This window comes from Streptomyces sp. (assembly GCF_031178505.1).
Lineage (GTDB): Bacteria > Actinomycetota > Actinomycetes > Streptomycetales > Streptomycetaceae > Streptomyces > Streptomyces gulbargensis.
On record NZ_JAPSIW010000086.1, the window covers coordinates 1 to 14,636 of the forward strand.

15 protein-coding genes are annotated in these 14,636 nt (G+C 73.1%); 10 read left to right on the forward strand and 5 right to left on the reverse strand.

The window, feature by feature from the left end:
• On the forward strand, window positions 1-2,198 hold a 2,198-nt coding region (gene dnaE, locus RIF68_RS09335), incomplete at its 5' end, for a DNA polymerase III subunit alpha (RefSeq protein ID WP_309050675.1).
• A 70-nt stretch (window positions 2,199-2,268) separates the two neighbouring features.
• Here dnaE and RIF68_RS09340 read toward each other — a convergent pair.
• Window positions 2,269-2,442: a hypothetical protein gene (locus tag RIF68_RS09340; RefSeq protein ID WP_309050676.1), complete on the reverse strand. Its 174-nt coding sequence runs from the start codon at window positions 2,440-2,442 to the stop codon at window positions 2,269-2,271.
• 229 nt (window positions 2,443-2,671) lie between these two features.
• Here RIF68_RS09340 and RIF68_RS09345 point away from each other — a divergent pair, with 229 nt between their 5' ends.
• The 4 genes from RIF68_RS09345 to RIF68_RS09360 are packed head-to-tail and all read left to right on the forward strand — an operon-like array spanning window position 2,672 to window position 6,521.
• The gene (locus tag RIF68_RS09345; protein ID WP_309050677.1) at window positions 2,672-4,018 is read left to right on the forward strand and encodes an NYN domain-containing protein; all 1,347 of its coding nucleotides are present in this window, start codon (window positions 2,672-2,674) and stop codon (window positions 4,016-4,018) included.
• Between the two features lie 11 nt (window positions 4,019-4,029).
• Window positions 4,030-5,010 carry an ABC transporter ATP-binding protein gene (locus RIF68_RS09350; protein ID WP_309050678.1) on the forward strand — a complete coding sequence of 327 codons (981 nt, stop codon included), beginning with the start codon at window positions 4,030-4,032 and terminating at the stop codon, window positions 5,008-5,010.
• Window positions 5,011-5,059: 49 nt separating this feature from the next.
• The gene (locus RIF68_RS09355) at window positions 5,060-5,878 is read left to right on the forward strand and encodes an ABC transporter permease (RefSeq protein WP_375165107.1); all 819 of its coding nucleotides are present in this window, start codon (window positions 5,060-5,062) and stop codon (window positions 5,876-5,878) included.
• 34 nt (window positions 5,879-5,912) lie between these two features.
• Window positions 5,913-6,521 carry a DUF2567 domain-containing protein gene (locus RIF68_RS09360; protein ID WP_309050679.1) on the forward strand — a complete coding sequence of 203 codons (609 nt, stop codon included), beginning with the start codon at window positions 5,913-5,915 and terminating at the stop codon, window positions 6,519-6,521.
• 79 nt (window positions 6,522-6,600) lie between these two features.
• On the opposite strand, the gene ybaK is transcribed toward RIF68_RS09360, so the two are convergent.
• The 4 genes from ybaK to RIF68_RS09380 form a co-directional block, all read right to left on the reverse strand.
• Window positions 6,601-7,098 (reverse strand): Cys-tRNA(Pro) deacylase, encoded by a 498-nt coding sequence (gene ybaK / locus RIF68_RS09365; RefSeq protein WP_309050680.1) that lies wholly within the window; start codon window positions 7,096-7,098, stop codon window positions 6,601-6,603.
• A gap of 17 nt (window positions 7,099-7,115) precedes the next feature.
• The gene (locus RIF68_RS09370) at window positions 7,116-7,853 is read right to left on the reverse strand and encodes an LON peptidase substrate-binding domain-containing protein (RefSeq protein WP_309050681.1); all 738 of its coding nucleotides are present in this window, start codon (window positions 7,851-7,853) and stop codon (window positions 7,116-7,118) included.
• Window positions 7,854-7,864: 11 nt separating this feature from the next.
• Window positions 7,865-8,893, reverse strand: a complete 1,029-nt coding sequence (locus RIF68_RS09375; protein WP_309050682.1) for a hypothetical protein — start codon at window positions 8,891-8,893, stop codon at window positions 7,865-7,867.
• Window positions 8,894-9,011: 118 nt separating this feature from the next.
• On the reverse strand, window positions 9,012-10,607 hold the full coding sequence (locus tag RIF68_RS09380) for an oxidoreductase (protein ID WP_309050683.1): 1,596 nt from the start codon (window positions 10,605-10,607) through the stop codon (window positions 9,012-9,014).
• A 225-nt stretch (window positions 10,608-10,832) separates the two neighbouring features.
• On the opposite strand from RIF68_RS09380, the gene hisD reads away from it, so the two are divergent.
• The 5 genes from hisD to hisH all read left to right on the forward strand — a co-directional run.
• Window positions 10,833-12,158 (forward strand): histidinol dehydrogenase, encoded by a 1,326-nt coding sequence (gene hisD, locus RIF68_RS09385; protein ID WP_309050684.1) that lies wholly within the window; start codon window positions 10,833-10,835, stop codon window positions 12,156-12,158.
• Window positions 12,155-13,285 carry a histidinol-phosphate transaminase gene (locus RIF68_RS09390; protein ID WP_309050685.1) on the forward strand — a complete coding sequence of 377 codons (1,131 nt, stop codon included), beginning with the start codon at window positions 12,155-12,157 and terminating at the stop codon, window positions 13,283-13,285. The genes hisD and RIF68_RS09390 overlap by 4 nt, the downstream gene beginning before the upstream one ends.
• Window positions 13,282-13,875: an imidazoleglycerol-phosphate dehydratase HisB gene (gene hisB / locus RIF68_RS09395; protein ID WP_030492957.1), complete on the forward strand. Its 594-nt coding sequence runs from the start codon at window positions 13,282-13,284 to the stop codon at window positions 13,873-13,875. The genes RIF68_RS09390 and hisB overlap by 4 nt, the downstream gene beginning before the upstream one ends.
• 2 nt (window positions 13,876-13,877) lie before the next feature.
• A complete protein-coding gene (locus RIF68_RS09400; RefSeq protein ID WP_309050686.1) occupies window positions 13,878-14,042 on the forward strand; it encodes a hypothetical protein in 165 nt (54 codons plus the stop codon).
• The coding region (gene hisH / locus RIF68_RS09405; RefSeq protein WP_309050687.1) for an imidazole glycerol phosphate synthase subunit HisH at window positions 14,039-14,636 on the forward strand (598 nt) is incomplete at its 3' end. The genes RIF68_RS09400 and hisH, both read left to right, overlap by 4 nt.

Here is a 14,636-nt window from a genome sequence, read left to right on the forward strand (position 1 = left end):
CCTACGGCAAGATCAAGGCCAAGAACGCGATCAAGGACTCGGCCCGCGTCCTCGGCTACCCGTACGCCATGGGCGACCGCATCACCAAGGCCATGCCCGCCGACGTCCTGGGCAAGGGCATCGACCTCGACGGCATCACCAACCCCTCGCACCCCCGCTACAGCGAGGCGGGCGAGGTCCGGGCGATGTACGAGAACGAGCCGGACGTGAAGAAGGTCATCGACACCGCCAAGGGCGTCGAGGGCCTGGTCCGGCAGATGGGCGTGCACGCCGCCGGCGTCATCATGTCCAGCGAGACCATCACCGAGCACGTCCCCGTCTGGGTGCGGCACACCGACGGCGTCACCATCACCCAGTGGGACTACCCGAGCTGCGAGTCGCTCGGCCTGCTGAAGATGGACTTCCTCGGCCTGCGCAACCTCACGATCATGGACGACGCCGTCAAGATGGTGAAGTCCAACAAGGGGATCGACATCGATCTCCTCGCCCTGCCGCTCGACGACCCCACGACCTTCGAGCTGCTCCAGCGCGGCGACACCCTCGGCGTCTTCCAGTTCGACGGCGGGCCCATGCGGTCCCTGCTGCGGCTGATGAAGCCCGACAACTTCGAAGACATCTCCGCCGTGTCCGCGCTCTACCGCCCGGGCCCGATGGGCATGAACTCGCACACGAACTACGCGCTGCGCAAGAACGGCCAGCAGGAGATCACCCCGATCCACCCGGAGCTGGAGGAGCCGCTCAAGGAGGTCCTCGACGTCACCTACGGCCTGATCGTCTACCAGGAGCAGGTGCAGAAGGCCGCCCAGATCATCGCCGGCTACTCGCTCGGCGAGGCCGACATCCTCCGCCGCGTCATGGGCAAGAAGAAGCCCGAGGAGCTGGCGAAGAACTTCGTCATCTTCGAGGCCGGTGCCAAGAAGAAGGGCTTCAGCGACGAGGCCATCAAGGCCCTCTGGGACGTCCTGGTCCCCTTCGCCGGCTACGCCTTCAACAAGGCGCACTCCGCCGCGTACGGCCTCGTCTCCTACTGGACCGCCTACCTCAAGGCCAACCACCCGGCCGAGTACATGGCGGCGCTGCTCACCTCGGTCAAGGACGACAAGGACAAGTCCGCCGTCTACCTGAACGAGTGCCGGCGCATGGGCATCAAGGTGCTCCCGCCGAACGTCAACGAGTCCGAGGCGAACTTCGCCGCCCAGGGCGACGACGTGATCCTCTTCGGCCTGACCGCCGTCCGCAACGTCGGCGCCAACGTCGTCGAGTCGATCATCAAGACCCGCAAGGCGAAGGGGAAGTACAGCTCCTTCCCCGACTTCCTCGACAAGGTCGAGGCCGTCGTCTGCAACAAGCGCACCGTCGAGTCGCTGATCAAGGCCGGCGCCTTCGACACCATGGGCCACACCCGCAAGGGCCTGGTCGCCCAGCACGAACCGATGATCGACACCGTGGTCGCGGTCAAGCGCAAGGAGGCCGAGGGCCAGTTCGACCTCTTCGGCGGCATGGGCGAGGAGAACAGCGACGAGCCCGGCTTCGGACTCGACGTCGAGTTCTCCGAGGTGGAGTGGGAGAAGTCCTACCTGCTCGCCCAGGAGCGCGAGATGCTCGGCCTGTACGTCTCCGACCACCCCCTCTTCGGTCTGGAGCACGTCCTCTCCGACAAGACCGACGCGGGCATCTCCCAGCTCACCGGCGGCGAGCACGCCGACGGCGCGGTCGTCACCATCGGCGGCATCATCTCCGGCCTCCAGCGGAAGATGACCAAGCAGGGCAACGCCTGGGCCATCGCCACCGTGGAGGACCTCGCCGGCTCCATCGAGTGCATGTTCTTCCCCGCCACCTACCAGCTGGTCTCCACCCAGCTCGTCGAGGACGCCGTCGTCTTCGTCAAGGGCCGCCTCGACAAGCGGGAGGACGTGCCCCGGCTGGTCGCCATGGAGCTGATGGTCCCCGACCTGTCGAACGCCGGGACCAACGCGCCCGTCGTCCTCACCATCCCGGCGCTGAAGGTCACCCCGCCGATGGTCAGCCGGCTCGGCGAGATCCTCCAGCACCACAAGGGCAACACCGAGGTGCGGATCAAGCTCCAGGGCCCCCGCACCACCACCGTCCTGCGGCTCGACCGCCACCGGGTCCAGCCCGACCCCGCCCTCTTCGGCGATCTGAAGGTGCTGCTCGGCCCGTCCTGCCTGGCGGGCTGAGCCCCCCCCGCACGCGCAAGGGGCGCGCCCGTCGTCACGGGCGCGCCCCTTTGCCTTGCCGCGGCAGGCGTCAGTTGTGGCCGAAGCGCTTCTGACGGCCCTTCCGCGCCATGTCACCGGGGGTGACCTGCGCGGCGCGGTGCTCGGCCTGGGACTCCATCGACGACCGCTGCGCCTGCTCGGCACTGCGCTCGGCCGGCGACTGCTGCTTCTGACTGCGGTTCTGGTTGCGGTTCTTGGCCATGGGGATGATGCCTCCTCGAAGGGATCTAGGGGCCAGGGCCGCTGTCAGACTCACACACCGGAGGAAACGCCGCATTTTGGATCATTGCGGAGCGTCACGGGCCGCCGGAGGCCACTCCGCCACGCCGATGATCCAGTTCCGGCCGTCAAGCCACCGCCGGTCGGGCAGACTCGATGGAACCCGAAGCACCTCCGATCCCGAGTCCGACCCCGAGGTTTCCCGAAAGAGGGTGGAACACGTGGACCGCTGCGTCGTCCTGGTGGACGCCGGCTACCTGCTGGGCGCCGCCGCCAGCCTCCTCGCCGGGGAACCGGCCCGCTCCCGTATCAGCGTCGACCACGCCGCGCTCATCCAGCAGCTGCGCCGCCGCGCCGAGGACGAGACCGGGCTGCCCCTGCTGCGGATCTACTGGTTCGACGGCGCGCCCGACCGGGTGCCGCAGCCCGAGCACCGCAGGCTGCGCGTGATGCCGCGGGTCACCGTGCGGCTCGGCGCCCTGACCCGCAGCGAGGGGCGCTGGGCGCAGAAGGGCGTCGACGCGGCCATGCACACCGAACTCACCGAGCTCGCCCGCAACCGCGCCTGCTCCGACATCGTGCTCGTCACCGGCGACGGCGACCTGCTGCCCGGCCTCATGTCCGCCAAGGAGCACGGCGTCGCCGTCCACCTGTGGGCCGTCCAGGCCGCCGACGGCGACTACAACCAGTCGGAGGACCTCGTCGCCGAGGCCGACGAGCGGCGGGTCCTCGACCGTGCCTTCATCACCCGCGCCGTCCGCGCCCGCGACCTGACCGGCATCTGCGCCCCCGCCCCCGCCCCGCGCCCCGAGATCGCCGCCATCCTCTCCGCGCCGCTGCCCGAGTCCGCCCTCGCCGCCTCCGCCGAACGGGCGGCCGAGGCGGCCGAAGCCGCCGCCTCCGCCGTACGGAACGGGGAGCGGCCCGCCGCCGAGGCGTCCGGCCCCTCCCGCGACGGGCACGGAGCCGACGCGCACGGCGAGCTCAACGGCCACGCCGGTCACAACGGCCACGCCCCCGCCCCGGGGCAGGGCAAGGGCATCCCGACCCCCAAGGACCTCGCGGGGCTGCGTGCCCCGGCGGGCCCGGCCGCCCCCTCCGCCGCCCAGACGGCGAGCGCCCTGCGCTGGTCCTCCGACCGGGGGCTCATCGAACGCCCCGGCTCGCCCTGGGTCGGCGAGCCGCCGGAGACGGCCTCCCTGCCCACCCTCGCCCAGCTCACCAGCGCCGAGCAGCGCTGGGCCGACCGCGAGGAGGACATCACCACCGTCGGCGGCGACCCCTTCGAGGTCGGACAGGTGTTCGCCCGCCGGTGGATGGAACGGCTCGCCGACCCGGGCCACGTGCAGAAGCTCTCCGCCCTCTACCCCCGCATCCCGCACCGCATCGACGGCGAACTCCTCCGCTACGCCGCCCGCTTCGGCCTGCTCGCCCACAAGGACGACCAGATCGACGAGCACGACCGCTACGCCATCCGGGCCGGATTCTGGCGTGAGATCGACGTCCGGGCCGCCGCCGAACACGCCCCCGCGCCCGGAGCCGGCCCGGCGACCCCGTAGGCTCTCCCTCCGTGAGTACGGTGTGCGTGGTGCGGGATCTGGTCAAGACGTACCCCGCCACGCGCGGCAGGCGCGGTACGCCCGCGACCCCGGAGGTGCGGGCCACCGACGGGATCAGCCTGGACGTGCGCGGCGGTGAGATCTTCGGGCTGCTCGGCCCCAACGGCGCCGGCAAGTCCACCCTCGTCCGCCAGCTCACCGGCCTCATGCGCCCCGACTCCGGCACCGTCGAGCTCCTCGGCCACGACCTCGTCCGCCACCCCGGACGCGCCGCCCGCCTCCTCGCCTACCTCGGCCAGGAGTCCACCGCCCTCGACGAGCTGACCGTCTCCCTCGCCGCCGAGACCACCGGACGGCTCCGCGGCCTGTCCGCCCACGACGCCCGCGCCGAGCGCGACGCCGTCCTGGACGAGCTCGGCCTCGCCGAGATCGCCGGCCGGCCCCTGAAGAAGCTCTCCGGCGGCCAGCGCCGGCTCGCCTGCTTCGCCGCGGCCCTCGTCGGCCGCCGCCCCGTCCTCGTCCTGGACGAGCCCACCACCGGCATGGACCCGGTCGCCCGCCGCGCCGTCTGGGCCGCCGTCGACCGGCGGCGCGCCGAACACGGCACCACCGTGCTCCTCGTCACCCACAACGTCATCGAGGCCGAGACCGTCCTCGACCGGGTCGCCGTCCTGGAACGTGGCCGGGTCATCGCCTGCGACACCCCGGCCGGCCTCAAGGAGCGCGTCGCCGGCGAGGTCCGCGTCGACCTGCTGTGGCGCGAAGCCGCCCCCCTCCACCTCCCCGAGGTCGCCGCCCTGCGCGGCCTCGCCCAGGAATCCGGGCGCCGCTGGGTCCTCCGGCTCGCCCCCGACGCCGCCCGGGCGGCCGTCGCCGCCGTCACCGGCGGGGCCGCCTTCGCCGCGCTCGACGACTTCACGCTCGCCACCCCCAGCCTGGAGGACGTGTACCTCGCCCTCGGCGGCCGGACCGAGGGACTGGTGAAGGCGTGAACCCCCGCGTTTCGACCGTGACCGTCAGGAGCCGTACGCAGTGAGCACCGTGCCCGCCGAGGTCCTGCCGACCGCCGCGCGCCCCGCCGGGACCGGGGAGACCGAGGACGCCGCGGCGCCCCTCGCCCCGGCCGCCCGGCTGCTGCCCTCCCTGGCCGCCGTCTACCGCGCCCAGCTCTCGCGGGCCCGGGTCGCCCGCATCCCCCTCCTCTTCGTGGCGACCTTCCAGTCCGTCGGGATCATGGTCCTGATGCGCGGGGTCGTCGACGGCGGCAGCGAGGCCCGGGCCGTCGTCGCCGGGTCCTCCGTCCTCGTCGTCGCCTTCGTCGCCCTCAACCTGCTCGCCCAGTACTTCGGCCAGCTGCGGGCCACCGGCGGCCTGGACCACTACGCCACCCTGCCCGTGCCGCCCGCCGCCGTCGTCCTCGGCGCCGCCGGGGCGTACGCCTCCTTCACCGTGCCCGGCACGGTCGTCACCGCCGTCACCGGCTCCGTCCTCTTCGGACTGCCCCTCGGCCACCTGTGGATCCTCGGCGCCGTCGTCCCCCTCGCCGGGGCGGCGCTCGCCGGGCTCGGCGCGGCGCTCGGCCTCCTCGCCCCCCGCCAGGAGCTGGCCACCCTCCTCGGCCAGCTCGGCATGTCCGCCGCGCTGCTCCTCGGCGTCCTGCCGGCGGAGCGGCTGCCCGGGCCGATCGGCTGGGCGCGGGACCTGCTGCCCTCCACGTACGGGGTCGAGGCCCTGGCCCGTACCTTCGCGCCGCACCCCGACTGGGTGGCCGTCGCCCGTGACCTCGCCGTGTGCGGAGTCGTCGGCGTGCTGTCCCTCGCGGTCGCCACGTGGGCCTACCGGCGGGCCGCGGTCCGCTGAGGCGGGGCACAGCCACACCTGGCACGATGGCGGGGTGACCGCACCTCTGACTCCGTCTCAGCCTCCGCCGCACGACCCCGACTGGCCCCCGCCGCCCCCGCCGCTGCTCGGTCCGGCCGGCGACCCGATCACGGCGGCCGAAGTGGTGCAGGGCATCGTGGTGACGATCGCCTCGGCGGTCGCCGGAGCGCTCCTGGGCCTGCTGTGGCTCTGGCAGGCGCCGCACGTGAAGCTGATCTCCGACGGCAAGGGCGTCTACCTCCGCGACTCCGAGGGCGAGGCGGCGATCGGCGCGGACGGCACCTTCGTCCTGCTCGCCCTCGCCTTCGGCGCGGCCGCCGCGGTCCTGGTCTTCCTGCTGCGCCGCAAGGGCGGGGTGCCGCTCGTCCTCGGCCTGGCCGCCGGCGGTGTCCTGGGCTCGCTGCTCGCCTGGTGGCTGGGCTCGTCCCTCGGACCCACGGCGAACGTGGTCGCGCACGCCAAGCAGGTCGGCCCGAACGTCACCTTCGACGCGCCGCTCGAACTCCACATGGCCGCCGCCGCCATGCTGGCCTGGCCGCTCGCGGCGACCGTGGTCCACCTCGCGCTCACGGCCCTCTTCGGCCCCCGCGACCCGGAGCCGGAGGGGCCCTGGGCGCCCTGAGCGGTCCCGTACGGCGGCGAAGGGCCCGGCGGCACCGGCCGCCGGGCCCTTTCCCCGTGCCCGTTCCGTTCCCGGCGGATCAGCCCCGGCCGATCGGCGCGAGGACCGCCGAGGTGAGTGCCGCCAGGTCGGTGGGGGAGAGCTCCACCTCCAGGCCGCGCCGGCCCGCCGAGACGCAGATCGTCGCGTGCGCGGAGGCCGAGGAGTCGAGAACCGTCCGGAGCCGCTTGCGCTGCCCCAGCGGCGAGATCCCGCCCCGCACGTAGCCCGTGGTGCGCTCGGCCGCCGCCGGGTCGGCCATCACCGCCCGCTTGCCGCCGACCGCCGAGGCCAGGGCCTTCAGGTCCAGCTGTCCCGCGACCGGGACCACCGCCACGGTCAGCTCGCCGTCCACGTCCGCCACCAGCGTCTTGAAGACCCGGTCGGGGGAGACGCCCAGGGCCTGTGCCGCCTCCTCGCCGTACGAGGGGGACGCCGGATCGTGCTCGTACGCGTGCAGGGTGAACGGGGTGCCGGCCGAGGCCAGGGCCACCGTCGCGGGCGTGCCCCCGGCGTTCTTCTTCTGCTTCTTCGCCACGCGCTCCCCCTCGGGACTCAGTTCGGGTACGTCGGCGCGATCGTCAGATCCACCGCCGGCAGGGAGGGCAGGTGCCGCAGCACCGCCGTCTCCGAGCGCAGCAGCGCCAGCTCCTCGCGCAGCCGGGTCGCGGTGTCCGGGACCTGCAGGAGCCGCTGCTTCGACGGGGTGTCGAGCACCGCGGCCGCCGCCACCAGATACGACACCACCGAGGGCTCGTCGGGCAGCTCGCTGGTCGTCAGCGAGCGCTCCCGCGCCCCGGCCAGCTGCTTCTGGTAGTCACGGAAGGCCCGCAGCACCCCCTCGGCGAGGCTGTCGGCGCCCTCGCCGGGCACCTCGGGGATCTCCTCCACCTCGGCCACCAGGAACGGACCGCTCGCGTCGACGGAGAGCAGCCGCACCCGGGTCGTGCCGGTGGCCATCACCTCGAAGCTGCCGTCGGCACGCTCACGGATCGAGGCCGCGTCGGCGACACAGCCCACCTCGTGGAAGGAAAGGATCGGATCGGGTCCGAAGCCCGCGGCGGGGCCCTTCTCCGGCAGCGCCGTCGGGTCCGGCATGCCGGGCGCGGTGGGCGCGACCTCGTGCCCGTCCCGGATGGCGACGACGGCGAAGCGGCGCGGCTCGGACTCGTCGCCCGTGAGCAGCTCCCGCATCATGGCGCGATAACGCTCCTCGAAAACGTTCAGCGGCAGCACGAGGCCGGGGAACAGCACCGCGTTGAGCGGGAAGAGTGGCAGGCGAGCGGTGGTCACAGCGGTCAAGCCTAACGGCCGCCGGCGTCACCCCGTCCGGGTATTTCCCGGCCGGGCCTCCACAGCGGCGTCCGCCGCGCCAGCTCGCCGCGCGCCCGGTCCCGCGCGGACAGGAATCCGCGCAACGGATCCTGCCGTCCGGCACCCCAAGGGAACGAGGTGGCGTACGGGCCGATCCGGCCGAATTCGGTCAGCGCGTCCGACCACCGCCCGCGCGCCACGAGCACGTACGCGAGGAGGTTGCGCACCTCGGCGGGCCACGGGTCGGCCTCGGGGAAGACCGCCGACAGGCCGAGCCCGCGGTCGGCGGCCCGGTCCAGGCGCTCGCCGTCCACCGGCCGGCCCGATCCGGGCACCATCCGCAGCCGGTCGTAGGCCGCGCGGACCGGGAGCGCGCGGACCAGGGAACCCGGCGCGGCGTCGTCGGCGGCCTGCTCGGCGAAGTCGAAGGAGGCCCGGTGCGAGCCGTACCACTGGGAGGACAGGTACTTCAGCGCGGCGACATGGCAGCCGTAGTGATGCGGGGAACGGCGCAGGGCCCGCTCCCACAGCGACTCGAAGACCGCGGGCCCGGCGTGCGCGCCGCGCGCGTGGTCCAGGGCGAGGCGCCACGGCACCGGGTCGTGCGGCGCCTCGTCCGTGATCCGCCGGATCAGCGGGTCCAGTTCGCGCAGCCGCTCGGCGCGGGCGGGGGACTCCCAGGCCCGGCGCACCGCGAGCTGCGCCGTGACGAGCAGCGCGTCCGGGTCCCCGGGTGCCGCGGCCAGCCACTCGGTGAGCCAGCCGTCCCTGCTGTACGCGAAGGTGGCGAGCCGCGTCACGTACCGGTCGCGGTCCTCCCACTCGCCGCTGTCCCGCGTGGTGGCCAGCAGCTTCGCGGCGGGCCCGGGGTCGGCGAGCGCGGCGGCGACGAGCGCCGGGGCGAGGCGCCCGTCCGGGACGTCGAGGAGCACGTCGTCGTCCGGCACGAGGCCGGCGGTGAGCCGGGGGGCGTGCCGGGCCGCGCGGACGCTCCCGATCAGGGCGCGGAACAAGGACATGGTGCGACGTATTTTCCCATCCGCCGCCTCCCTTCCGCGCCCTCCTGCCCAGGGCCTTCACCCCCGCCTCACCGGCTCCCCGCACCCGGAGCGCGGGCCACCCGGCGCGGGCGGCCGGTCAGCCGCGCCGCAGCAGCCGGGTCGCGCCCGCCGCCACCGTCGTCGCCAGGACCCAGCCGACGAGGATCAGCACCGTGGCCACCCACTGCCAGATCCCCTCCAGCCGCCAGTAGCCCTCCTGGCCGAGATTGATCACCGGCAGCAGCAGGTCGAGGGCGTACAGCGTGGCGTTCCACTCCGGCGACTCCTCCTTCTTGAGCGGGTCGGGGCGGTAGCGCGCGAAGGCCACCGTGCCCGCCGCCCACAGGACCGCCATCCACAGCGCCGCCCGGCCCGGCCGGTATCCGTAGGCCACCGTCAGGTCCTGGAGGTAGCCCCACAGCTTCCCCGCCAGCGGCAGCGTCTCGCGTCTGCGCCGCTGCTTGGCGAGCAGCACCTCGCGGGCGTCCGCGTCCTCCCCGCTGGCGCGCAGGACCGTCGCGAGCCGCTCGTACGGCTCGGGGGCGTACTCCGGCGTGGCAGCCGCCACCCACTCCAGGCGCCGGGCCAGCGGGAAGTGCCCGTACGGCACCAGGTTCTCGTAGACGAAGCCGCCCATGGCCAGGCCCCCCGGCCCCGGCCAGCTGGTCGACAGGTCGATCAGCGTGACCACCTTGGCCCCGTTGAGCACCACCCGGCCCTCCTCCGGCCGCTCCCCGTTGAACCGCAGCTCGGGGGTGACGATGCGGCGCAGCGACACCTCCTCGCGGCGCGCCCCGTTCAGGACGAACCGGGCGTGGTGCAGGTCCACCGCGTCCCCGAACCGGCCGTCGTCGAGCCGCACCCCGCCGTGGCACTCCACCGGTTTGCGCCGCGCGTCCTGGGAGGGCGCCGTCCCGTACGGCGGGGTCCCCGTCACGTTCCCCGAGCCCTCGTACACCCACGCCGCGTTCAGATACAGCGAGCGCTCCACCGTCAGCTGCGGCGCGTTCAGCGCCCGGCGCTGCTGCGCGCCGCGCAGCACACTGCCCCGCAGACTCAGCGAGACCCCGATCTGCGCCCCGCGCAGGCTCAGCTCCCCGTACGTCTCGATCAGCTCGGCCTGGAGGTCCTGCGCCACCACCATCCCGTCCGCCGCGATGGCCCGGCCCTGCCGGTCCGGCCACACCTGGATCTGGTTGATGAGCAGGTCCGTGCCGATCTGCGCGTCCGTCAGCCGGATGCCCCGCCGCACCCGGCACCGCGGCAGGTGCAGGTCCCCCTCGGTGTGGAGCCGGGCCGCCTCCAGGCGCGGAATGGCGCACTCGACCAGCCGCAGCGTCCCGAACCGGGACTCCGGCACCACCACCTCGCCGTCGAACCGGCAGCCGTTCAGCTCCACGTAGGGCCCTATGGTGCCGCCGGCCAGATTCAGCACCCCCGTGATCCGCGCCCCGCGCAGCTTCAGCGCGGCCACCCGCCCCGGCCGCGCCTGCGGCCCGTCCAGCAGCAGCCGCTGCACCACCTCGGCGCTGACACACCGCTGCTCGCCCCACGGATGCGGTCCGAACGGGTCGTCCCGTTCCGCGATCCCCTCCGTAAGGTCGCACGTCCTGCCGATCCGGAACGCCCGCCACATGGCCTGCTCCGGACCCGTGAGACCCTCCGGCACCCCGTCCTCGTGCGGCTCGGTCAATGCCGCCCCCTCGCTTTCCACGATCCGCGTCCACGATTCCGCAGCCGGATTCGTGGATTCGTACAGCCGTTCTTCCCGGTGAGTGACGGGCTGAACGCTAACGGTCAGGAGTGGCGATCAGACGCCAGTGGGACGCGTATCAGCCAGTGATACGGGGGGCCGCGACGTGTATCAGCCAGTGATACGGCCGACCGGCTCCTTCGGCCCGTCTGCGAGAATTGACCCGTGATCTCTCGAATCGATCTGCGCGGCGAGGCCCTCCCCGAGGGTTCCGCCCTGCGTGACCTGCTGCCCCGTGCCGAGTTCGACGTGGAAGCCGCCCTGGAGAAGGTGCGGCCGATCTGCGAGGACGTGCATCATCGGGGCGACGCGGCGCTGATCGAGTACGCGGAGAAATTCGACGGTGTCCGGCTCGACCAGGTCCGGGTGCCCGCCGCCGCCCTGCGGCGCGCCCTCGACGAGCTCGACCCCGCCGTCCGCGCCGGCCTGGAGGAGTCCATCCGGCGCGCCCGGCTGGTCCACGCCGCCCAGCGCCGCACCACCCACACCACCCAGGTCGTGCCCGGCGGCACCGTCACCGAGAAGTGGATCCCGGTCGAGCGCGTGGGCCTCTACGCCCCCGGCGGCCGCTCCGTCTACCCCTCCTCCGTGATCATGAACGCGGTCCCGGCCCAGGAGGCGGGCGTCGCCTCCGTCGCGCTGGCGTCCCCGCCGCAGAAGGAGTTCGGCGGCCTGCCGCACCCCACCATCCTCGCCGCCTGCGCCCTGCTCGGCGTGGACGAGGTGTACGCCGTGGGCGGCGCCCAGGCCGTCGCCATGTTCGCCTACGGCACCGAGTCCTGCGCCCCCGCGAACATGGTGACCGGCCCCGGCAACATCTGGGTCGCCGCCGCCAAGCGCTACTTCACCGGCCGCATCGGCATCGACACCGAGGCCGGCCCCACCGAGATCGCGGTCCTCGCGGACTCCACCGCCGACCCGGTCCACGTCGCCTCCGACCTGATCAGCCAGGCCGAGCACGACCCGCTCGCCGCCGCCGTCCTCGTCACCGACTCCCCGGAGCTCGCCGAGGCCGTCGAGAAGGAGCTGGAGACCCAGGTCGCCGCCGCCAAGCACGTCGACGACCGGATCGCCCCCGCCCTCTCCGGCAAGCAGTCCGCGATCGTCCTGGTCGACGGCGTGGCGGAGGGCCTGCGCGTCGTCGACGCCTACGGCGCCGAGCACCTGGAGATCCAGACCCGTGACGCCGCCGCCGTCGCGGACCGGGTCCGCAACGCGGGCGCGATCTTCGTCGGCCCCTGGGCCCCGGTCTCCCTCGGCGACTACTGCGCCGGTTCCAACCACGTCCTGCCCACCGGCGGCTGCGCCTGCCACTCCTCGGGCCTCTCCGTGCAGTCCTTCCTGCGCGGCGTGCACATCGTGGACTACACGCGCGACGCGCTCGCCGAGGTCGCCCACCACGTGGTGACCCTCGCCGAGGCGGAGGACCTCCCGGCCCACGGCGCCGCGATCAAGGCGAGGTTCGGCTGGAAGGTGCCCGAGAGCAAGTGAACGCCTACGACACCCCCGGGATCGACGACCTGCCGATCCGCGACGAGCTGAAGGGCAAGTCCCCCTACGGGGCGCCGCAGCTCGACGTGCCCGTCCAGCTCAACACCAACGAGAACCCCTACCCGCTGCCCGAGCCCCTCGTGGCCCGGATCGCGGAGCGGGTCGCCGAGGCCGCCCGCGGTCTCAACCGTTACCCCGACCGGGACGCGGTCGAGCTGCGCACCGAGCTCGCCCGCTACCTCACCCGCACCGGCAGGCACCCGGTCACCGTCAGGAACGTCTGGGCCGCCAACGGCTCCAACGAGGTCCTGCAGCAGCTGCTGCAGACCTTCGGAGGCCCGGGCCGTACCGCGATCGGCTTCGAGCCCTCGTACTCGATGCACGCCCTGATCGCCCGGGGCACCGGCACCGGCTGGATCTCCGGGCCGCGCAACGAGGACTTCACCGTGGACGTGGCGGCCGCCGAGCAGGCGATCGCCGAGCACCGGCCCGACGTCGTCTTCATCACCTCCCCCAACAATCCCACCGGCACCGCCGTCGAGGCCGACACCGTCCTCGCCCTGTACGAGGCCGCCCAGGCCGCGAAGCCCTCCCTGGTCGTCGTGGACGAGGCGTACGTGGAGTTCAGCCACCGCGACTCGCTGCTGCCCCTCATCGAGGGCCGGCCGCACCTGGTGGTCTCCCGCACCATGTCCAAGGCCTTCGGTGCCGCCGGACTCCGCCTCGGCTACCTCGCGGCCCACCCGGCCGTGGTCGACGCGGTGCAGCTGGTCCGCCTCCCGTACCACCTCTCCGCCGTCACCCAGGCCACCGCCCTCGCCGCCCTGGAGCACACCGACACCCTCCTCGGGTACGTCGAGCAGCTCAAGGCCGAGCGGGACCGGCTCGTCACCGAGCTGCGGGCGATCGGCTACGAGGTCACCGACTCCGACGCCAACTTCGTCCAGTTCGGGCGCTTCGACGGGGCCGAGGGCTCCCACGCGGCCTGGCGGAAGATCCTCGACCGGGGCGTCCTGGTCCGGGACAACGGCGTACCGGGCTGGCTGCGGGTCACCGCCGGCACCCCCGAAGAGAACGACGCGTTCCTCGACGCGGTCCGTGAACTGATGAAGGAGCAGAAGCGATGAGCCGCGTAGGCCGCGTTGAGCGCACCACCAAGGAGACCTCCGTCGTCGTCGAGATCGACCTCGACGGCACCGGAAAGGTCGACGTGTCGACCGGGGTCGGCTTCTACGACCACATGCTCGACCAGCTCGGCCGGCATGGTCTGTTCGACCTGACCGTGAAGACCGACGGCGACCTGCACATCGACTCGCACCACACCATCGAGGACACCGCCCTCGCCCTCGGCGCCGCCTTCAAGCAGGCCCTCGGCGACAAGGTCGGCATCTACCGCTTCGGCAACTGCACCGTGCCGCTCGACGAGTCCCTCGCCCAGGTCACGGTCGACCTCTCCGGCCGCCCCTACCTCGTGCACACCGAGCCCGAGAACATGGCGCCGATGATCGGCTCGTACGACACGACGATGACGCGCCACATCCTGGAGTCCTTCGTGGCCCAGGCCCAGATCGCGCTGCACGTCCACGTCCCGTACGGGCGCAACGCCCACCACATCGTGGAGTGCCAGTTCAAGGCGCTCGCCCGCGCCCTGCGGTACGCCTCCGAGCGCGACCCGCGCGCCGCCGGCATCCTCCCCTCCACGAAGGGCGCCCTGTAGTCGTGAACGGCCTCTCCACCATCCTGATCGTCGTCGGGCTCTTCCTCCTCGGCGGCATCTACTCCTTCGTCAAGCAGCAGATGCCCAAGGGCCTGATCGTGCTGCTCTCCCTCGGTGCGGCGATGTGTCTCGCCGCCGGTGTCATGCGACTGGACGTATGGGCATGAGTACGGCATCCCCGAAGAAGGTCGTCGTCTTCGACTACGGCTTCGGCAACGTCCGCTCCGCCGAGCGCGCGCTCGCCCGGGTCGGCGCGGACGTCGAGATCACCCGCGACTACGAGAAGGCGATGAACGCCGACGGACTCCTCGTCCCCGGGGTCGGTGCCTTCTCCGCCTGCATGCAGGGGCTCAAGGAGGCCCGCGGCGACTGGATCATCGGCCGCCGGCTCTCCGGCGGCCGCCCGGTCATGGGCATCTGCGTCGGCATGCAGATCCTCTTCGCCCGCGGCATCGAGCACGGCGTCGAGACCGAGGGCCTCGACGAGTGGCCCGGCAGCGTCGAGCCCCTGAACGCCCCGGTCGTGCCCCACATGGGCTGGAACACGGTCGACGCCGCCGACGGCAGCGAGCTGTTCGCCGGCCTGGACGCCGACGCCCGGTTCTACTTCGTGCACTCCTACGCGGTGCGCGACTGGACCCTGGAGATCGGCAACCCCACCCTCGCCGCCCCGAAGGTCACCTGGGCCACCCACGGCGAGCCGTTCGTCGCCGCGGTCGAGAACGGCGCCCTGCGGGCGACCCAGTTCCACCCGGAGAAGT

Coding starts and splice junctions, on each gene's coding strand:
- hisB (WP_030492957.1), top strand. CDS start 13,282: ATGAGCCGCGTAGGCCGCGTTGAGCGCACCACCAAGGAGACCTCCGTC.
- RIF68_RS09375 (WP_309050682.1), bottom strand. CDS start 8,893: ATGTCCTTGTTCCGCGCCCTGATCGGGAGCGTCCGCGCGGCCCGGCAC.
- RIF68_RS09340 (WP_309050676.1), bottom strand. CDS start 2,442: ATGGCCAAGAACCGCAACCAGAACCGCAGTCAGAAGCAGCAGTCGCCG.